The sequence below is a fragment of the uncultured Barnesiella sp. genome (genome assembly GCF_946496565.1).
In the GTDB taxonomy this organism is placed as follows: domain Bacteria; phylum Bacteroidota; class Bacteroidia; order Bacteroidales; family Barnesiellaceae; genus Barnesiella; species Barnesiella merdigallinarum.
The window spans coordinates 130,791-151,751 of record NZ_CAMMHD010000005.1 but is presented as its reverse complement, the minus strand read 5'-3'; the positions used below and the strand labels follow the sequence as shown (position 1 = coordinate 151,751).

14 protein-coding genes are annotated in these 20,961 nt (G+C 53.8%); 8 read left to right on the top strand and 6 right to left on the bottom strand.

The annotated features are described in order from the left end of the window. The first annotated feature begins 163 nt into the window (after positions 1-163). From Q1K76_RS04340 to Q1K76_RS04315, 6 genes are all read left to right on the top strand, one after another. A complete protein-coding gene (locus Q1K76_RS04340; protein ID WP_087408915.1) occupies positions 164-766 on the top strand; it encodes a bifunctional nuclease family protein in 603 nt (200 codons plus the stop codon). Positions 767-851: 85 nt separating this feature from the next. Next, entirely contained in the window at positions 852-2,108 is a 1,257-nt protein-coding gene (locus tag Q1K76_RS04335; protein WP_300131300.1) for a nucleoside permease, read from the top strand. A 15-nt stretch (positions 2,109-2,123) separates the two neighbouring features. Then, on the top strand, positions 2,124-2,837 hold the full coding sequence (locus tag Q1K76_RS04330) for a 16S rRNA (uracil(1498)-N(3))-methyltransferase (RefSeq protein ID WP_300131299.1): 714 nt from the start codon (positions 2,124-2,126) through the stop codon (positions 2,835-2,837). After that, a complete protein-coding gene (kdsA, locus tag Q1K76_RS04325; protein ID WP_300131297.1) occupies positions 2,837-3,658 on the top strand; it encodes a 3-deoxy-8-phosphooctulonate synthase in 822 nt (273 codons plus the stop codon). The genes Q1K76_RS04330 and kdsA overlap by 1 nt, the downstream gene beginning before the upstream one ends. 121 nt (positions 3,659-3,779) lie before the next feature. Continuing rightward, positions 3,780-4,592, top strand: a complete 813-nt coding sequence (locus Q1K76_RS04320; protein WP_300131295.1) for an MBL fold metallo-hydrolase — start codon at positions 3,780-3,782, stop codon at positions 4,590-4,592. Positions 4,593-4,825: 233 nt separating this feature from the next. After that, positions 4,826-6,421 (top strand): tetratricopeptide repeat protein, encoded by a 1,596-nt coding sequence (locus tag Q1K76_RS04315; protein WP_300131293.1) that lies wholly within the window; start codon positions 4,826-4,828, stop codon positions 6,419-6,421. A gap of 358 nt (positions 6,422-6,779) precedes the next feature. Here the strand turns inward: Q1K76_RS04315 and Q1K76_RS04310 are convergent, their stop codons facing one another. The 6 genes from Q1K76_RS04310 to Q1K76_RS04285 all read right to left on the bottom strand — a co-directional run bounded on the left by Q1K76_RS04310 (position 6,780) and on the right by Q1K76_RS04285 (position 17,397). Further along, on the bottom strand, positions 6,780-7,724 hold the full coding sequence (locus Q1K76_RS04310) for a M23 family metallopeptidase (RefSeq protein ID WP_087408909.1): 945 nt from the start codon (positions 7,722-7,724) through the stop codon (positions 6,780-6,782). 260 nt (positions 7,725-7,984) lie between these two features. Then, positions 7,985-10,081 (bottom strand): ATP-dependent DNA helicase RecG, encoded by a 2,097-nt coding sequence (gene recG, locus Q1K76_RS04305; RefSeq protein ID WP_300131291.1) that lies wholly within the window; start codon positions 10,079-10,081, stop codon positions 7,985-7,987. After that, complete coding sequence (locus Q1K76_RS04300) at positions 10,078-10,746, bottom strand: 2-C-methyl-D-erythritol 4-phosphate cytidylyltransferase (protein WP_300131311.1); 669 nt, start codon at positions 10,744-10,746, stop codon at positions 10,078-10,080. The genes recG and Q1K76_RS04300 overlap by 4 nt, the downstream gene beginning before the upstream one ends. A gap of 117 nt (positions 10,747-10,863) precedes the next feature. Beyond that, the gene (locus tag Q1K76_RS04295; RefSeq protein ID WP_300131288.1) at positions 10,864-15,636 is read right to left on the bottom strand and encodes a choice-of-anchor D domain-containing protein; all 4,773 of its coding nucleotides are present in this window, start codon (positions 15,634-15,636) and stop codon (positions 10,864-10,866) included. A 678-nt stretch (positions 15,637-16,314) separates the two neighbouring features. Next, the gene (locus Q1K76_RS04290; RefSeq protein WP_258327507.1) at positions 16,315-17,064 is read right to left on the bottom strand and encodes a UDP-2,3-diacylglucosamine diphosphatase; all 750 of its coding nucleotides are present in this window, start codon (positions 17,062-17,064) and stop codon (positions 16,315-16,317) included. 12 nt (positions 17,065-17,076) lie between these two features. Beyond that, positions 17,077-17,397, bottom strand: a complete 321-nt coding sequence (locus Q1K76_RS04285) for an iron-sulfur cluster assembly protein (protein WP_087408904.1) — start codon at positions 17,395-17,397, stop codon at positions 17,077-17,079. A 213-nt stretch (positions 17,398-17,610) separates the two neighbouring features. Between Q1K76_RS04285 and Q1K76_RS04280 the strand changes: the two genes are divergently transcribed. Both Q1K76_RS04280 and priA read left to right on the top strand, forming a co-directional pair. Beyond that, a complete protein-coding gene (locus Q1K76_RS04280) occupies positions 17,611-18,222 on the top strand; it encodes a porin family protein (protein WP_300131284.1) in 612 nt (203 codons plus the stop codon). 241 nt (positions 18,223-18,463) lie between these two features. After that, a complete protein-coding gene (priA, locus tag Q1K76_RS04275; RefSeq protein WP_300131281.1) occupies positions 18,464-20,929 on the top strand; it encodes a primosomal protein N' in 2,466 nt (821 codons plus the stop codon). Positions 20,930-20,961: the final 32 nt, after the last annotated feature.

Sequence of the window (20,961 nt, the reverse complement as noted above, 5' to 3'; positions counted from 1 at the left end):
AAATATTGAAAACTACGTTTCCTGTTTGTCTCTGCTCTCACCTTTCACTATCTTTTCAGAAGATAGGAGTCGGTTCGGCAGAGCCAAATATTGAAAACTACGTTTCCTGTTTGTCTCTGCTCTCACCTTTCACTATCTTTGTTTCTTATAAAACCAGTGAGCTGTGGAAAATCGTATCAAGTTAAAGGTATTGGGATTGACATATAGTCAAGTGAAGAAGGGAGCATACGCTCTGGTCCTTGCCGAGGAGGAGGGACCCCGTCGCATTCCCGTAGTAATAGGTGTATCCGAGGCCCAGTCGATAGCCATTTCACTCGAGGGCATCATTCCGCCTCGACCCATCACCCACGATCTGTTTGTAAGTTTTGCCCATGGTTTCGGCATACGGTTGAAAGAAGTTTGCATTTATAAATTGGAGAACGGAGTCTTCTACTCCGAGATGGTTTTCGACGATGGTACCCGCGAGATGCGGGTCGACGCTCGTACGTCCGACGCTATAGCCATTGCCTTGCGTACACGCTCCGATATTTTTGTCATGCCCGAGATTATCGAGGAGGCCGGTTTCGTTTATGAAGAGGAGGAGGCCGATGAGCATTCTCCCGAGCGTAGTCGCGAAAAGGAGGTCGTAAAAAAAGAGGAGCGGGACTTGTCGGCCTGTTCGCGTAAGGAGTTGAAGGAACGGCTCGAAAAGGCTATTGCCTCGGAGGCTTACGAAGAGGCAGCCCGTATACAGGAGGAACTGAATAAAAGAGACAATCGCTTGTAAAAACAGCGATATTTTGGTAGCTTTGCCTGCTAATCTAAGCCATGCAAGGGTATAGGATAAGGATCGTAATACAAAACACAATTATATGAAAAGTATCAAACTGCGACTCATAGTAATGAACTTTCTCCAATTTTTTATTTGGGGATCTTGGCTCTGTACATTGGGGCTCTATATGACTACGCCTACCGAAGAGGGGGGGCTTGCTTTCGACGGTGCTCTTGTAGGCAGCGTGTTTGCCTTGTCGGGTATCGCTTCGCTCATCATGCCGGCTCTTATCGGTATCGTCTCCGACAAGTGGATCAATGCCGAGCGCTTGATGGGCGGCTTGCACTTTGTGGGTGCCATCGCCCTTTTCAGTGCGGCATTCATTTCGGACTATGACTTTTTCAAGATAGCGATGCTGGTCAACATGCTTGCCTATATGCCTACGCTGTCGCTCTCCTATACGGTGGCCTACAACGCCATCGACAAGGCCGGACTGGACCGTGTCAAAGACTATCCGCCGGTGCGGGTGTGGGGTACGGTCGGCTTTATCGTAGCCATGTGGATCGACAACTTCACCGGCTTCAGCGCCAACAACGGACAGTTGCTCATGGCCGGGGTTGCTTCGGTGGTGATGGGTTTCTACTGCTTTACTCTGCCCGCCTGTCCGCCGGCCAAGGCGATGAAAAACAACGGCCTCCTGTCGATGCTGGGTTTGGATGCGCTGGTACTTTTCAAGAATTACCGCACAGCCGTGTTCCTGCTCTTCTCGTTCCTGCTGGGTGCCGCCTTGCAGGTGACCAACATGTACGGTGTGCCTTTCCTCGATAGCTTCAAAGCCACTTCGCCCGACTCTTGGGCCGTGAAATATTCGGTTATCCTCTCGTCGCTTTCGCAGGTATCCGAGACGCTGTTTATCTTGGCCATTCCCTTCTTCATGAGCCGATACGGTATCAAGCGGGTGATGATTATCAGCTTCACCGCCTGGGTGCTTCGGTTCGGGTTCTTCGCCATTGGCGGTCCCGAAGGCTTCTCGGTACTCTTCCTTATCTTGTCGATGATTGTCTACGGTATGGCTTTCGACTTCTTCAATGTGTCGGGCTCGCTCTTTATTGCCGATGAGGCTCCTGCTTCGATCAAGGCCAGTGCACAGGGTATCTTTATGATGATGACCAACGGCTTGGGTTCTATCGTGGGCGGTTACGGTGCCGGATGGGTAATCAAGGCCCACACCACGGCTGGTGTGACCGACTGGACGGCCTGCTGGACCATCTTTGCCGCTTATGCTTTTGTAATCGGTGTGCTGTTTGCGCTCACCTTCCACTACAAACATCAACGCACGGCTCAGGCCAACGCTTAATCGACAGTTGATGCCATGCAGATATTCTATGCTCCCGATATAGAGACCGTGCACGAGTTGCCCGAAGGCGAGAGCCAGCATTGTGTGCGGGTGTTGCGCATGAAGGAGGGCGACGAGATTGGCATTATCGACGGGCGAGGTACCCGCTATCGGGCCGAGATTGTGTTGGCTCACCCCAAGCGCTGCGGCGTGCGGCTGCTCGAGAGGGAGACTGCTCCCAACCCTTGGACCGCCCGGGTGCATGTGGCCATTGCCCCCACCAAGAACCTCGACCGCATCGAATGGTTTGCCGAGAAAACCACCGAGATAGGCATCGATGCCATCACGTTGTTGCGTTGCCGTTTCTCGGAGCGGAAGGAGTTGAAGACCGAGCGCCTGAACAAGATTCTGGTTTCGGCCATGAAACAGTCGCTCAAGGCGGTGCTGCCGCAACTCTCCGAGATGACTCCCTTTGCCGAGTTTGTGGCTCAGCCGTTCGACGGCCAGAAGTTCATAGCCCACTGTTACGACGAGGGCGACCGCAAGGAGCTGACCGAGCTCTATCGGCCCGGTGAGAATGCCCTGATACTGATTGGCCCCGAAGGCGATTTCAGCCCCGAGGAGGTGGAGCAGGCCATCGCCTGCGGCTTCCGCCCCGTGATGCTGGGCCCGAGCCGCCTGCGCACCGAAACAGCCGGTCTGGTGGCTTGTCACACGATACAACTGATGAACCAATTAAACCCGAAATAATGAAACTCGAAAAACTGAAACATACCGACAGCGGCAACTTCTTCCTGCTGGCCGGCCCCTGTGTAATCGAGGGCGAGGCCATGGCCATGGAGATTGCCGAAAAGATTGTGCAGATAACCGATGCGTTGCAGATTCCCTATGTATTCAAGGGTTCGTATCGCAAGGCCAACCGCTCACGTCTCGACTCCTTTACCGGTATCGGCGACGAGAAGGCTCTGAAGATTTTGCGCCGGGTGGGCGAAACCTACCAGATACCGGTGGTGACCGATATACACACGGCCGACGAGGCGCGCATGGCGGCTCAGTATGTCGATGTGTTGCAGATTCCCGCCTTCCTGTGCCGGCAGACCGACCTGCTGGTGGCCGCTGCTCAGACGGGTCGCGTGGTGAATATCAAGAAGGGGCAGTTCCTCTCGCCCGAGGCGATGAAGTTTGCCGCTCAAAAGGTGGTCGATGCCGGTAACGACCGGGTGATGATTACCGAGCGGGGTACCACCTTCGGCTATCAAGACCTGATTGTCGACTATCGCGGTATCCCGGTGATGCAGAAGTTCGGTTTCCCTGTGGTGCTCGACGCCACTCACTCGCTGCAAAAGCCCAATCAGGATTCGGGTGTGACCGGCGGCGTGCCCGAACTCATCGAGACGATAGCCCGTGCCGGGGTGGCCGTAGGGGTCGATGGCCTCTTCATGGAGACACACCCCAATCCCCGCGAGGCCAAGTCGGACGGCGCCAACATGTTGCCGCTCGACCGGCTCGAAGGACTGCTCACCCGGTTGGTGCGCATCAGACAGACCATCAATGCGTTTGACAAAAAATAGAGAAAAATAAAATCCGATTTCGGGAGGGGAGCGACGGTAACCGTCGACCTCTCCCTTTTTTCAAATATGCCGTATGAAACCGTCGTATACGGACGGTATCGTCGGTCCTGAAAATAGTGTTATGAGTCACAATACCCTTACCATGCTGGGCACGGGCAATGCCATCGTTACCCGTTGCTACAATACTTGTTTTGTGTTGAGTACCGAAACCTCGCGATGTCTGGTCGATGCCGGGGGAGGAAACGGGGTGCTTTCGCAGCTCGAGAAGGCGGGCATCGACCTGAGCTCCCTGCACGATATGTTTGTCACCCACGCCCACACCGACCACATACTGGGTGCCGTGTGGGTAGTGCGCATGATTATCAACCGCATGAAGAGCGGCCGGTACGAAGGAGCCTTCACCGTGTATGGCCACGACAAGGTGCTGACGGTACTCGACTGGATATGCCGTATGACCCTCTCGGCCAAAGACCGGGCCTATCTGGGTAATGGGGTACTCTTCCACGAGGTGAAGGACAAGGCGCGTTTCGAGGTGGGCGACATGCAGTTTCAGTGTTTCGACATCCTGTCGACCAAGGAGAAACAGTTTGGTTTCCAGGTAGCACTGCCCGGCGGGCAGCGGTTGGTATGCCTGGGCGACGAGCCCTACAACGAGGCCAACCGGTCGTATGTCGAGGGGGCCGACTGGATGCTGTGCGAGGCCTTCTGCCTCTATCGCGACCGCGACATCTTCAAGCCCTATGAGAAGCACCACAGCACGGCGCTCGAGGCAGGGAGCCTGGCCGAGCAGCTGCGGGTAAAGAACCTGTTGCTCTACCATACCGAAGACCGCAACCTGGCCACCCGCAAGGAGCTCTACCGGGCCGAGGCGTTGCTGCACTTCACCGGGCGGGTTTTCGTGCCCGACGATTTGGAGACGGTCGAGCTGTCGTAGCCACCGTACACAACCGCGTGTAAATGGCTATGCGACCGTTTGTTCATTCGGAGAAATGTTTGTATTTTTGCCCTGAAAAAGAGTTGCCGACAATGGGGTCGGCCGGTCGTCCCCGAAGGGTGAAACGAGGCCGGTGCCTGTCGAATATAGGCGGGCCGATTCTCCCGATGTGGAATTTGCCGGCAGGGCAGCTCGGAATAGTATAAATGCAAAAACAGAAAAGGGGGTTCACGATGGGTGTACGACGTAACTGTATATGGGGAGTTGTTTTATTGGGTCTGTCGGTCGTTTCGGCTCCGGCTTCGGCTGCCGACGACGATCTGGTGAAAGCCATGATGGAGGTTTATGCCGAAGAGCTGGCCGCCAATCCTCAAGACTACCGGACCTATTACAGCCGCTCCATGGCCTATTTCGGACAGGGCGAAATGGAGAAGGCTTTGTCGGATATAAACAATGCCATCAAATATTTTCCCCGCCGGGAGAAAGACGACTTGGCCCAGGCCTATCTGCTGCGGGCCAAGATTCTGACGGTGAAGGGGGAGAACAAGCCGGCCCTGACCGACTTGAACAGTGCCTTGCGTCTGGTTCCCAACCATCGGCTGGCCTTGAAAGACCGGGGCGACCTGCTTTGCAAGATGGGCCAATACGACTTGGCCAAAATCGATTACAGCCAGTTGTTGCGGATGGATACCCGCAGCCAGAGTGCCTACATGGGGCTGGCCCGGGTCGAAGCACACGTCGGGCAACCGGTGCGGGCCAAAGACCTTCTGGCTCAGGCGGTGAATCTTTCGCCCAAAGATCCCATGGTCTACCTGGAGCGTAGCGAAATCTACAAAGAGATGGGGCTGTTGCCCGAGGCGGTCGACGATCTGGTCTACGCTGTATCGCTCGACGACGGACGTTCGGGTGCCGTGCAGCAGTTGGTGGCTTACAGCAACGAGGCTTACAGCGAGGTGATTGCCGGACTGAACCGGAACATCGAGCGATTCCCCCGTCAGGGCATGCTCTATTATGTGCGAGGTTCTATCTATAAAGACCATTACGACTTCAACTTGTCGCTGCGCGACTGGAATACGATTCTCTCCGAGAACTTCTTCAACTTCCACAGCATCTACTACAACCGGGCCTATTGCTTGTCGCGTCTGGGACGCTTCGACGATGCCCGCAACGATATTAAGCGGGCCCTCGAGAAAGATGGCCAGAATGCCGAATACTATCGGCTGCAGGCCGAAATCGAACGCGGTGCCGGCGATTTGGTGGCTGCCGACCAGGCTATCCGGCAGGCTGCCGTATACGATCCGTCGAATGTGCAGGTGTGTATCGAGCGGGGTATGATTGCTTACGACGAGGGGAATTACATCGATGCTATCGGTTACTACAACGATGCTATCGCCGTAGCTCCTACGATGCCCTATCTCTATCTGCTGCGGGCCTACGTGCAGGAGTATGGATTTGAAAACCGGGCCGAAGCCGAGGCCGACTATCGCAAGGTGCTGAGCCTCGACGACCAGTCGACCTACTATGGCGACAACCTCAAGGGCATTGCCTTTGCCCGCCTGCATCAACCTCAGGAGATGGCTCGCTGGGAGAGCCGGCTGCTGCAGTCGGGTACGGTGCGCAATATCGACTATTTCTATTTGGCCTGCATGTATGCCATGACCGATGCCGACAAGGCAATCGGCTATCTCGAGAAGGCCTTGCAAAGCGGTTTCGGCGATTACAACCGGATAGCCATAGACCGCTATTCGTCGGTTTCGCTGTTGCCTGTCCGGCATCTGACCCCGTATAGCGAACTGCTGCAACGCTATCACACTCTGTTTGGAAAATAGGCATAGCCTCTTTTCCCTTCCCCAATCACATCCTGTGGCTGTTTGTCCCTGAGGCTGTTTGCTCCATGGCCGGGACCTTCTGTCTTCTGTGTCGCCGGGTTCCGAATCGAGCCGTTCGGTCACACTCCTGTGTGCCGAGGTAGGTAGCCCCCTTCTTCTCCCGGGGAAGGGGCGACTCGTTCTCTGCCGGGGGGATGCCGTCTGCTTTTTGTCGGCAGGCAGCTCTTTGGGATGGGCTGTACAGAGTGGAGAGGAATAAAAAAAAGCACCAACGCACGTTGATGCTTTTTATAGAATGAAGCAGTTTGTTTTAATGGAAATGATTCAATTTTTTGTTGTTGTTCTAATTTTGGGGTTATTATCTTATTCTCAGAACCTTCCCTTCACGCAGGATAGCGTTTCGTTTGATTCCGTTCAGTTTGCATAATTGGTTGATGGAGACACCGTATTTGCTGGCTATTCTCGACAGCGAGTCGCCTTTGCGTACGCGGTACGACACATATTTGGCACCGTTGTTGGTCCCTTTGTTTCTGCTGTTTTTGTATTTCCCGTATCCCAGACTGCTGGCCAACTCTTTGGGGTTGAAGGTGTAGGTATCGGTGTGGGGTACCTGGTTTACAAAGTCGAATATCTTGTTGGGGTTGATGTCCATACCCAGGTAGCGAGTCTCGAAGTGGAGGTGCGGACCGGTAGAGCGGCCGGTGTTTCCACCCAGGGCGATGGGGTCGCCCACTTTGACGATTTGGTCGGGCTCCACCAGGAATTTGGAGAGGTGACCGTAGATGGTCTCGAGACCGTTGTTGTGGCGGATGATGACGTAGTAGCCATAGCCGCGGCGCTCGTAGCGGGTGAGCCGTACCTTGCCCGAGAAGGCGGCACGCACCGTATCGCCGATATGGAGCGAGAGGTCTACGCCCCGGTGCATGCGACGGCGACGCCAGCCGTAGTTCGAGGTGATGTGGCTGATGATGGGCATGCAATATTCCGATACGTCGATGGTTTCGGTTTCGGGCAGTTTTTCGATAGGAACTTTATAGGGGTTTACCCACGTCTGATCCCAGTTGTCGCCATATACATCCGACCCGGGGAACTCCTCTTCCTCCTCTTCGAGCATCTCGAGCAGGGCAATCGAGTCGACCAGATTGATGGACTTGTGAATGTTCTGCTGACCGGCGATGAGGTCTTGATGCAGTTTGGAGTGTTGTTGAGTAGAGAGATTCCTATTGTGTTGGGCATTGAGTGTGCCTAACGAGAATGCAAGCAGCAGTGGGAGGATACAATGTTTTATTTTTCCGAAATACATTTTAATTTGTTTCTGGCCCGAGCCAAGTCCTAAAAAAATAGAGAGTCAAAAAAAGACTTCCAGTAATCTAAACTATGATATGGGTGTGCTTTTTTCAAACACACTCTTCAAAGATAATGATTTTTGGGGAGAAGTGTTCTGGGTGGTTAACAAAATTTAGTCTCCCTCTATGGGGTGATGGTAGATTTTACGTATTATCTATTTGATTTATAATAAATTATGAATAATATGTTTTACAACATAAAACCCCTTATTTTACATTAGCTAATCAATCCCCAGTTTTTTTGTCTTTCGAAGATCCGGCTCAACTCTTTTCGTACGATATAATTTTCAGGATGTTCCAGTCGTTCGTCGCTGTCGAGCAGCGCGTTGGCTTCGTCGCGAGCCGCCTGCAAGATTTGGCCGTCTTTGGCCAGGTTGGCAATTTGCAGGTTGAAGGCGATACCGCTCTGTTGGGTTCCCTCCATATCGCCGGGCCCGCGCATCTGCATGTCGGCTTCGGCAATGCGGAATCCGTCGTTGGTCTCGGTCATCAGTTCGAGCCGTTTGCGGGTATCCTGGTTTATTTTGTACGAGGTCATCAGTATGCAGTACGACTGCTCGGCTCCGCGGCCTACACGGCCTCGTAACTGGTGCAGCTGGGCCAGTCCGAACCGCTCGGCATTCTCGATAATCATGACCGAGGCGTTGGGTACATTCACCCCCACTTCGATGACGGTTGTGGCTACCATGATTTGCGCCTCGCCCGAGACGAACCGCTGCATCTGCTCCTCCTTCTCGGCTGCCTTCATCTTGCCGTGAACCATGCACACCCGGTACTCGGGGAACACCTCGCGTATGTGGTCGTAGCCCTCCTCGAGGTTTTTCAGGTCGCTCTTCTCGCTCTCCTGGATGAGGGGGTAGACGATATAGGCCTGCCGACCTATCTGCAACTGCTTGCGCAGGGCGGCATAGAGTTGGCCTCGCTTGCTGTCGTATTGGAGCAGGGTCTGTATGGGTTTGCGGCCGGGGGGCAGCTGGTCGATGACCGATACGTCGAGGTCGCCGTAGACCGTCATGGCCAGGGTGCGGGGGATAGGGGTGGCCGTCATCACCAGAATGTGGGGCGGCGTGGTGTTTTTGTGCCAGAGGCGGGAGCGCTGTTCTACGCCGAACCGGTGCTGCTCGTCGATGACGACAAAGCCCAGGTTGGCGAAGTGGACCGTATCTTCGAGCAGGGCATGGGTACCGATGAGCAGGTTGACTTCGCCGGTGAGCAGCCCCTCGAGAATGGGGGCCCTCCGCTTCTTGGTGACCGACCCGGTGAGAAGCTCGATGCGCAACCCCAGAGGCTCGACCATCGTTTTCAGCCCCTCGTAGTGCTGGGTGGCCAGTATCTCGGTGGGGGCCATCAGGCAAGCCTGGTAGCCGTTGTCGACGGCGATAAGCATGCTCATGAGGGCCACCAGGGTTTTGCCGCTGCCCACGTCGCCTTGCAGCAGCCGGTTCATCTGCCGGCCGCTGCCCATGTCGGCCCGTATCTCTTTGATGACCCGCTTTTGGGCTTGGGTGAGCTCAAAGGGAAGTATGTGGTGGTAGAAGTTGTTGAAGCAGTCGCCGATGTGGTCGAACCGGAATCCGCCCAGTTTCTGGTTGCGCAGCCGGGTGTATCGCAGGATGTGGAGCTGCAGATAGAAGAGCTCTTCGAATTTGAGCCGCATCTCGGCCCGGCGCAGGTGGCCGACCGATATGGGGAAATGGATGTTGCGCAGGGCATCGGTAATCCCCATCAGTTGCATGTGGGCGATGACGGGGGCGGGCAAGGTTTCGGGCAGTGGGGCCTGTATACTGGTTAGCAGGGTGTAGACCATCTTTTGCAGCGCCTTGGAGTTGAGAAAGGCGTTCTTCATTTTCTCGGTCGTGTTGTAGTAGCCTTGCAGACCGGTGGTGTTGTCGATGCGGTCGTCGATGGGGTCGAGCTCGGGGTGGGCAATGTTGAATTTCCCGTTGAAGAGGGTAGGCCGTCCGAACAGGGTATACTCCGTGCCCGGCTTGTATCGCTCGGTGATGTAGCGGATGCCCTTGAACCATACCAGCTCGATTACCCCTGTGCCATCGGAAAACAGGGCGGTGAGACGCCGACGGGCACCCTCGCCGTGGGTATTGTACGAGACGATGCGTCCCCGCAGTTGGATGTAGGGCATGGAGCCGTCGATCTCGCTTATCTTGTAGGTCTTGCTGCGGTCGATGTATTTGTAGGGGTAGTAGTGGAGCAGATCGAGATAGGTATGTATCTCCAGCTCCTTGTTGAGGAGGTCGGCCCGTTTGGGCCCGACTCCGGGCAGGTATTTTATATCGAGTTTGGCGAGGTCGGTCATCGGGCGAGCAGAATTTCGGCCAAAGCCAGGTCTATGGGTAGGGTTATCTTCAGATTCTCGCGGTTGCCCTCGACCAGGCGGGGAGCGTATCCAGCCGCCTCGTAGACCGAGGCATCGTCGGTGAAGGTCTCGCGATAGGGTTGGTCGTAGGCCTCTTTGATTTCGTGGCAGCGGAAGGTCTGCGGGGTTTGTACGGCCACGAAGCGGCTGCGGTCCACCGCCTGGCTCGAACCGTCGGGGCCCAGTTGCCGCAGCGAGTCGGTGAGCGGTAGGGTAGGTATGGCACCGCCATACTCTTGTGCCGTAGCGAAGCAACGCTCGATAACGGTGTGGGCGACCAGCGGGCGCACTCCGTCGTGAATGGCCACGAGCCCCTCGTCGGGGAGCAGGGCCAACCCGTTGTGCACCGAGTGGAAGCGGGTTTCTCCGCCCGAGGCGATGCGGTGGGGAATGTCGATATGGAACTCTTGACACAGCGCCTTCCAATATGCCTGCTGCGAGGCGGGGAGTACGACCACCAACTCTATCGTGGGGTCGAAGCGGTAGAAGTTGTCGAGCGTATGGGCCAATATGGGTTTCCCGGCCAGGCGCAGAAACTGTTTGGGCAGCTCGCTGCCCATGCGGGTGCCCCTGCCGCCGGCTACTATGATGGCATATCGTTTCATCGATGACACTGCTGGATGGTTCATGTTTACAAATATAGGGCTTTATTTTGGCTTGACGAAATAAAAAACGGAGGGAGCCGTAACTCCCTCCGTTTATGGTTTGAGCGATCAGTCTGATCAGAGTCTTACCTTGGCACGTTTCACGCTGCCGGCCGTTTGAACCTCGACGATGTAAACGCCCTTGAGGTTGGCGGCGTTGATTACGGCCGATTCGGTGGCCGGACTTTCGGTGATGCAGAGGCTACCGCTCATCGAGTATACCTTAACCAGCTCGATGGGGCTGCCGGCTTCGATGCGGATATTGCCCGAGCGGTCGGTAAATATCTTCGTGGCAGCTTCGGCGGTGTGGTCGATACCGGTGATGATGGTCAGCTCGAAGTTCTGTTCGATCTCTTCGCCCTCTTCAACCAAAACGATTACTCCGTCTACGGCGGTGTACTGGTCTTTCGTCACACTCATTTCATACTCTTTGCCCGGTTGCAGTACGGCTATGCTGTAAGCACCGCTGGCATCGGTAGTGGCCGAGTAGATAACCTCGCCCGATTGCATCGTAACCGTAGCGCCTTCGATGGGTTCGTCATTGTCGGCGCGGGTAACTATACCGTGAACGATGGGAGCCTCGGTAGCCAGACCCAGTTCTACCGTCATGATGTTTGCTTTGTAGCCGGGTGTGTACGAGCCGTTGGTCCAGGCATCCATGTAGTCGGCCGACGTGTTGCCGTCGAAGGTATAGTATTTCATCGATCTGATGTTACCGGCCGACAGGAAGAATTGGGCTTTGTCTCGCGAGGCGTATGCCGTGGAGTCGATTGAAACGATGAGGCTCATGTTGCCACCGTTGTAGGTGATGGGCGTTTCGGGGTGCATTTCGAAATAGAGAGGAGCCTCCTGGCTGCCGCCTACTTCGAATCGCAGGTCGACTCCGATGTGCGAAAGGCCTTCGATGTCGGCTGCCGACATCTTGTCGGTGGTCAGTTCGGTCTTGTCGGTGTTGCCGATCCATACGTTTACTCTATAGCCTTGTACGGTTGCATCGGTAGCAATGTAGGGCAGATTGACGGTTTCAATCACATCGCCTTCGGTCAGACCATTGAGCAAATCGGGGGTATAGAGCGTTTCGAAGAGCAAGTGCTTGTAGTAGGTTGCCGATGTAGGGGTAGACAGGTCGCCGATCATGACAGCCGAAACCAGCGTCTCTTCGGCTACGTTTACCGTGATGGTATCGGTCGAAGTCACCGTGCCGTTGTAGTTCAGCAAGGCATAGATTTGGGCTTCGCCTACGGTATGAGGAGTCCACGAGCATTTATAGCTCTTGGTGTCGCCCAGTACCATGGCTTCTACTTCGTAGCTGCCGATGGTTTCGTCGCCGTTCATCAGGTCGATCGAGTAGCTGTCGGCTGTTTCACCTTCGGTACCCAGGCAGGCCAGGTCGATGGTAAACTCTTGCGCGTAGTTGACCATACCCTTGGCTGCACCCGAGAAGCCCTTGATGTCGATACGATGTTCCTGATAAACCACTTGCGGGCCATATACCATATCGAGGTAAGTCCTCTTGCTGGCAAATGCCAGGTAGTAGTCGCCTTCTGTAAAGTCATCGGGCATGTAGACGGCCATTTTCTCCCAGTTGTTCCAATACGAAGCGTAGATGGCAATCGATTTCAGGAGCGACCAGTTCTTTCCGTCGGCCGAGTAGAGCAGTTCTGTGCCATAGCCCGAAGAGCTTGCGGCTTTAATCGAGAATGCGATGGAGTCGCCGGCTGCCAGGTGGAGCAGCGGGGTCACGAGTGTATCGGGTTCGGTGCTCGTAACGGCTGCACAAGCCTTCCCTTCGTAGGGCGAGCTGGTGCTCTTGCTCCATTGACCTTGTTTTACATCCCACAGGATGGGCGGGAATACATCGCCTTCGAACGACTCGAGCAAAGTGGTTGCGGCCAGCATGGTACCCGATACGGCAAATTTCGTGTTGCCTATACCGTCGTGCTCTACGGCAATGCTGTCGGCGTAGTGTCCCGGGGCTGCATCGAAGGTGATCTGAATCGTATCGGAGCCGCTGCTGGGAATGACGATAGGCAATTCGGCCTGTACCGTGAATGCCGAGTTCTCAGGGGCCGTGAAGCTCGAGATGGTGAGGGCGCCGTTGTTGCTGCTGTTCTTGATGACGTAGTCGAGAGTCATGGCTTTGTTGGTCATGCCAAAGACCAGTTCAGGCAAAGAGGCTGAGCCCTTGTTGGGTCTGATGGTCAGGTTGTTTCCTGTTTGCATTACAACGAAGTGCGTGTTCTCTACACCGTTGGCGATTACATTGAACATGAGTTTGCTGATCTCGTCGTCGCATTCGATGAGCATGTAGCCGCTGATGGTCTTCTCTTCGTTGGTAGCAATGGCCGGGCCGGGTATTACGTTGTCCTCGTAGAGTGTATACTCGTCACCGTTCTGGATATAGGTCTTGTACGAAACACCTTCGACGGGAGCGTTGTTCTCATCGACCAGTTGGGTGGTGAAGTTGTAGCTTCCGGCTTCGATAGCCTGGGTACCGATATTCTTGAACGTAAACTGTATGGTATTGTCGGTAGCCTTTTCTTCACCGGCATACAGCGACATCCAACTGCTCGGACGGTTGAGCGAGTTTTTCTGCAGTTGTATACCTTTGGTAATCTCTTGATGGGTAAAGGCCATGAAGTTGTCGAGGTAGGAGTTGCTTATCAGGAAAGCGATACGCGAACCTTCGGGCACATCTTCGAGGATAATAGGTGTCCAATTGGTCGTGCTGGCTCCCAGTTCGATAGCGCTCTTGTTGCCGGTGGCATCGACGATATAGGCTTCGAAGATGGACGATGCCGAGTAAACTTTCTTGAAGTCGAAAGTGACTTTACCCGAAACAACGGGCGAATAGATGGTGTCGAGCGACGAAGTGCTGCCCCAGTAGTCCACGGCGCCGGTCAATACGCTCGAGCCGTCTTCACCCGCGTCGCCCTTGATCGAGTAGGTGGTCTCGTTTCCGTCGGCGGCAATAACCCATTCGGCGGGCAGGTTGGTCGAGTTGTCAAAGGTTTCGTAGTACGAAGTGGCCGGGTAGGTTTCGGCAGCCAAGGGGATGGTATCGTTACCGCCGTTGGTCATGATGTAAAGGTTGTCGGTAAACTGGCCGATTTCGTCGTTGGAGAAGTTGACGGTGAAGGTCTTTTGCTCGTTGAACGAAATAGTTCCGGTCTCGGGCGAAACCGAGAAAGGCGAGTTTTCGTTCTCGGTTGCGAAGGATACTTCCAGCTCGTTGGTACCGATGTTGGCCAGAGTAAACTCTTTCGATGCGGTTTCTCCTACCTTGACAAATCCCAGGTTGAGCGATTCGGTTGTATTCTCCAACCGCGGTGTATTGGGCAACAGTTCGATTTTGAGGTTGTCGATAGCGTTGGAATTTCCGTATTCCTGAATGGCCTCGACGATAACAAAGAAGTCGGTCCCGGCATATTCGGCGGGGATGTTTACCTCTACGGGGTACATTGTCTCCAAACTTATTTCGCTACCTGCATATCTCTTGGCATGGAGTATGGGATCGACCAGCGTGGTTACGGTGTTGTCGCTGTTAATGACTATGTTTCCGTCGCTGTCGTAGTTGTAAATATCAGCTACCTCGTTGACATATACTTTGAATCCTTCGTTCTCTTTACTGGAGCCTCCGGCCCGACGCATGTAGAACGAGATTTTGGCACTGCGGTCGGCTGCAAAAGTCAGTTTGGGGCTTATCAGCAGGGCGGTACTTGTGGCCCGGGCGTCGTTGGCTTGCAGCGATTTTCCGTCGCACACATAGGTGCTGGTCGTACAGATACTCCAAGAGGTCGCGGTACTGCCCGTGGCATATCCGTTTTTCAAAGTCCAGGATCCCAGGCCCATATTAGGCTCATTGGCATCAAGCTCGTTGAAGTCTTCGAAGATGGGAGCATCGTCGGTAATCTCGATAGCTGTGTATCCGGTACCTGTGAGCGATACGGTTATATCGTCGGCATTGCTGTGAATGGTCATGGTGCCGGTTATCTCGCCACTGTTGCTGGGAGTAAACTTGATTTGGTAAGTCTTGTCTCCATTCATCGCTGCGATGACATCGGGGTAGGTGATTGCCTCGGCCAGCGAGAAATCGGAGTTGGAGAAGGTGATGTCGGTAATGTTCAGGTCGCCACCTCCTGTATTTTTGATATTGAGCAGGGCAATCGAGCTCGATCCTATCGACGTGAGCGGGAATTCCAACGATTGAGCAACGGATGCGTTGGGTTCGCTGGCCATCTTGCTGATAGATACGTTATCTATGGCAGCCGATCCTTCTCCACCCGAGCCGTCGTTGTGGAACATGAAGGCCAGTTTGTAGGTACCTGCTGCCAGCTCTTGCATGTAACTGCGGTTTTCCCAACTGTACATGCCACCAATCAAGGCGCCATCGGTGAGCGATATGGCTTCGCTGGGGGGCATGGGGAGATTTTCGTCTTTGTTGGAGTTGAATTGGGCTTCGCCCGGTGCCAGATAGACATCGGCATAATCATAAGAGCCATAGATGGACTTTTCGCCCAGCACATTGCAGTCGAAAGAGATGGTGTAAACTCCGGCTTCGGTAACCTCGAAAGTGCGGTAAACATATACCGTACCTCCCGAAAAGTTGTTGTAACCGCTGCTTGCACCTCCGTTGTTGGAGATATACAATCCTTTGTCTCCTGTGTTTTTGGCGGCTGTGCCTATACACCACTGGTTGGTGTTGTCGCCGTTGACAAATGTCCACTGTGCGTTTTCTGCATCGTCCTCAAACCCACAAGAGTAGGGGTAGGTCTGTGCATGAGTGATTGGTATGAATCCTAATAAACTCATTACCAAACCAATGCAGGTGAGTAGGTAAGATTTTTTCATAATTAAAACTTATTAGTGAAGATTTGTATAAAAAGTGATGTCTTGTTTTGTATTTTGCAAATATAGAAAAATAATTGAAAAAATGATATGTAAAAGCTGATTTTTTCGTCGAAATGTAGCTTTTTATCTATTTTGTGCAATAAATATCTATTTCAGGTTTTTTTAGATTCTCCTTCGGCAGGTAAGCGGTAGCACGGAAGGCGGGTCGTTGAGAACGGCAGATTACGACAGGGGCAGGCCGTAGCCCGACGGTCTCTATACAGGCAGCGGGTCGATGACTCCTGTATAATATATTATTGTAGATCGAGCGGTTTCTGCCGTCGTGCTATCGCAGGGTGGGCGGCGCGATAGGTTTGGGTGTAGACTAAATGGTTGGTTGACAGAATGGTATGAAAAATAAAAAAAGAGCTTTTTCTCAAAAGCTCTTCCTTTATAGGTTTTCAATAGGTATTAATTTTTTTAAGGTAAAAAAGATTGTTTTAGGTTATTGACACAAAGGACAACTTTTTTTTGCAGATACGCAAACAAAAAAATATGTTTTATAATATGGTTTTTTAATTACTTTTGAGGTTTTTCGGGTTGTAAATTGTTGTTAAATAATTGATTGGGATTAAATTCTTTACTTCTCTTTGAATGTGTAAAAAATATTAAAATAGACATTTTGACATCATTTTTGCCTCATTCTTCGATGTAATCATACAAATTTAAACCCGTTTCATCGAATACTGCATAGGATGGATTTTTAATCCAGTCGCCCAAGATGACGATGCGGCTTTGCTGGGGCAGAGCCAAGTCGAGCAGGATGTGCCGGTGGCCGAAGATAAAGCAGTCGATGGGGTGCTCTTTGCGGTACTCTTTGGCAAAGCACACCAAGTGTTCGTTCTTCTCGCCCCGATACTCGGCATAGTCGTCGCCGGCCTTGCGGCTGTGGGCCGACCAACGCAGGGCAAAAGCTACGGTCCACCGTGGGTGTATGGCGGCGTAGAGGCGTTGGCAGAACCGGTTGCGGAAGATGCTGCGCAGCAGCCGGAACGAACGGTCGCGATGCCCCACGTTGTCGCCGTGCGAGAGGAAAAAACGCTTTCCGCCAATCTCGGTGATGAGGGTACCGTCGTGTATGGTGATGCCCAACTCGTGGGGCAGGTAGTCGAAAATCCAGATGTCGTGGTTGCCGATGAACCAGTGTATGTCGACACCACTGTCGCTCAGCTCGGCCAGCTTGCCGAAGAAGCGGGTGAAGCCGCGAGGCACTACGTAGCGGTACTCGTACCAGTAGTCGAGTATGTCGCCCAGCAGGTAGAGGGTACCGGCATCGGCCTTGATGCTGTCGAGCCATCGCACGATGCGACGTTCGTATTCCAAGGGATTCTCGATGTATCGGGCTCCCAGGTGAAAATCAGAAGCAAAATAGGTTTTAGTCCCGGGCATAGGCAATACGGTTTACAGAAGTCCGAGCTCGAGTTTGGCCTCTTCGCTCATCATGTCCTTGTCCCATTCGGGTTCGAATACGAGTTGAATGTCGACGCTCTTTACATTTTCGATACTCTCGAGTTTCATGCGCACATCCTCGATGATGAAGTCGGCCGCCGGGCAGTTGGGGGCGGTGAGTGTCATCGCTATCTTCACGGCGCCGTCGTTTACCTCGATGTCATAGACGAGCCCCAGGTCGTATATGTTGACCGGAATCTCGGGATCGTAGACGGTTTTCAGCATCTTTACGATCTCTTCTTCGATGGTCGGTTTGTTGTCTGTGATATCCATAAGTCGAAGTCTTGTTTTTTTCGATTGTCGAAGATACGCTATTTTTTCCGATACCCGATGCGTGGCTGTAATTTTTTGTATTTCTTGTCGATTTCTGCTTCGATTTTGTGATTTTAATATATTTTATTTTATCTTTGTGCAAATAGCAGTCTGGAAATGGGTTATACTGTCGTAGTCCCCGAGACTGAATTAGAAACCAATAAAAAGAGATTTATGAAAAAGACAGTTTTTTGTGTAGCTCTCATTGCTGCCTTGTTTTTGGCGATTCCGGCCAATGCACAGTTTAAGTTTGGACCCAAGCTTGGTGTGAACATCTCGTCTCTCTCTCTGGGTGGAAACTTGTCTGAGAATTTGAAATCGAACAATATCACGAGTTTTACGGGTGGTATCATGGCCGAGTTTATGGTGCCCGTTATCGGGGTGGGCCTCGATGCTAGTGTGATGTACTCTCGCAAAGGATCTACCTTGAAAGAGGTTACTTCCAACCTGACAGAGACGCATCACACCGATTATATAGAGATACCTATCAACCTGAAGTATAAATTCTCGTTGCCGGTGGTAGGGTCGTTTATGTCGCCCTTTGTCTATGCCGGTCCCAGTTTTGCCTTCCGGGTAGGCGACAACTTTGCCGATCAGTACAAGAACAAGAGCTTCGAGACGGCCATCAACTTAGGTCTCGGTCTCGAGTTCTTCAGCCATTTGCAGATTGCAGCCCAGTATGGTTGGGGCTTGGGCAAGACCATGGAGCTCGATGACAATCTGATCAATGCAACCTTGAACGGTAAGAGCCGGGCATGGACCGTAACGGCAGCCTATCTGTTCTAATCCAACATAAGATAAGGAATAAATACCATACGGCGGGGCTGGGAGCGTGACTCCCGGTCCCGCTCTTTTTTTGCCGTTTTCCCGCTTGTCTCGACACTCATTTTATGCTATCTTTGCTCATGGGAAGAGAGGCGTCGCGGCAGGAGGCTCGGGCACGTTTGGGCCTTGTGCATACGCCTTTCGCTACCTGCATACAGATTATACTGTTCGGGGGCAGCCCGAAAAAGAACCGCTTTAGATTATGAACACATTTGCCGACGTCGTCTTACCGCTACCGTTGTATAAATATTTTACCTATCGGGTACCTGTCGATTGGCAGACCTCGCTGCAACCGGGCAGTCGGGTGGTGGTGCCTTTTGGCCGCAAGAAGTACTACACGGCTATTGTGGCACGGCTGCACGATGTCATGCCCCAGGGTTACGAGGTGAAAGAGATTCTTTCGATTCTCGACGACCGTCCGGTATTGCGACGGCCGCAGTTGCGGTTCTGGGAGTGGATTGCCGACTATTACCTCTGCTCGGTGGGCGATGTCTACAAGGCGGCTCTGCCCTCGGGGTTGAAGCTCGAGAGCGAGACGGTCGTGACGCTGAATGCCGAGTTCGAAGAGCCCGACGACGACCGGCTGAAGGAGCGCGAGTGGATGCTGCTGGCGGCTCTGGGAAAGAGGTCGCGCATGACCGTGCAGGAGCTCGAGAAGGAGAGCGGCATGCACAACATATTGCCCGTGTTGCGGCGTCTGTTGGAGCGCGAAGCGGTGTTCGTTTCGGAGCAAATCAAGGCACACTACCGTCCCAAGACCGAGACCTACATCCGCCTCACCTTTGCTCCCGGCGATGATACCGCCTTGCGCAGTGCCTTCGAGCGGGTGAAGCAGGCCAAGAAGCAGGAGGTAATGCTCCTCTCGTTTCTCGATTTGTCGCTCTTCATGCAGAAGGGCAAACTGCGCGAGGTTTCGCGCAAGGCGTTGCTCGACCGTTCGGGTGTCTCGTCGGCCGTGCTGGGGGCAATGGTCGAGAAGGGAATTTTCGAAGTATATAAAAAAGAGATAAGCCGTTTCGATACGGCCACATTCACCGAGGGCGAGATAGCCCCGCTGAGCGAGTTGCAGCAGATGGCCTGCAACCAGATAGTCGAGTCGTTCAGGGAGCACGACGTCACGTTGCTGCACGGGGTCACCTCGAGCGGGAAGACCGAGATTTATGCCCACCTCATTCAACGGGTGCTGGCCGAGGGGCGGCAGGTGCTCTATCTGGTGCCCGAGATAGCTCTCACTACCCAGTTGACCAACCGGCTGCGCAAGATGTTCGGCGACAAGCTGGTGATCTATCACTCCAAGTTCTCGGACAACGAGCGGGTGGAGATATGGAATACTCTGCTCGACAGTCGCGAGCCCCGGCTTGTGCTGGGGGTGCGCTCGTCTATTTTTCTTCCCTTTGCCGACCTGGGGCTGGTGATTGTCGATGAGGAGCACGAGACCTCGTACAAGCAGTACGACCCGGCTCCCCGCTACCATGCCCGCAACGCCGCCATCGTGCTGGCTTCGATGCACGGTGCCAAAACCCTGCTGGGTACGGCTACTCCGGCCATCGAGACCTATTTCAATGCCCGGCAGGGCAAGTATGGGCTGGTGGAGCTGAAGAAGCGCTTCAACGATGTGGAGCTGCCCGAGATTACCCCGGTCGACGTCAAGGAGATGCGCAAGAAAAACCGCATGCAGGGGAACTTCACGCCCGAGCTGCTCAACCGCATGCAGCACGCCTTGCAGGCCGGCGAGCAGGTCATTCTGTTTCAGAACCGCCGGGGGTTTGCCCCCATGGTCGAGTGCAAGCAGTGTGCCTGGGTGCCCAAGTGCGAACATTGCGACGTGAGCCTCACCTATCACAAACGGTACAACCAGCTTACCTGCCACTATTGCGGCTATACCTACGAGATACCCAAGGTGTGCCCCGCCTGCGGACAGCCTACCATCGGGGTGATGGGTTTCGGTACTGAGCGCATCGAAGAGGATGTGGCCCGGCTTTTCCCCGAGGTGCCGGTGTCGCGCATGGACCTGGACACCACCCGTTCGCGCAACGCCTACGAGCAGATTATCGACGACTTCTCGAAAGGGAAGAACAAGATTCTCATCGGCACGCAGATGATTACCAAGGGGCTGGACTTCGACCGGGTGAGCGTGGTGGGCATCTTGAGTGCTGACCAGATGATGAATTTCCCCGACTTCCGGGCCCACGAGCGGGCTTTCCAGATGATGGAGCAGGTGTCGGGCCGGGCCGGGCGTAAGAACAAGAAGGGGGTGGTGGTGCTGCAGACCTCCGACCCCTCGTCGCCTCTGATTCAGCAGGTCATTGCCCACGACTACGAGGGCATGTACAACCGGCAGTTGGCCGAACGCAAGGCTTTCTCCTATCCCCCTTATACCCGGTTGATATACATCTACCTGAAGCATCGCGACGAGACCCTCTTGCAGGAGCTTGCCGTGCGCTATACCACGGCGTTGCGCGAGGTTTTCGGCAGCCGGGTGCTGGGCCCCGACAATCCGCCGGTTGCCCGCATCCAGTCGCTCTATATCCGCAAGGTGGTGTTGAAGATGGAACTGGCGGCCTCGATGTCGCGGGTGAAGGAGATTTTGCGGCAGGTCTATGAAAACATGCTGGTCGACGACCGTTTCAAGTCGCTGCTGCTCTACTACGATGTAGACCCTCTTTGATGGAAATCTATGTGAAACATCAATTATAATCA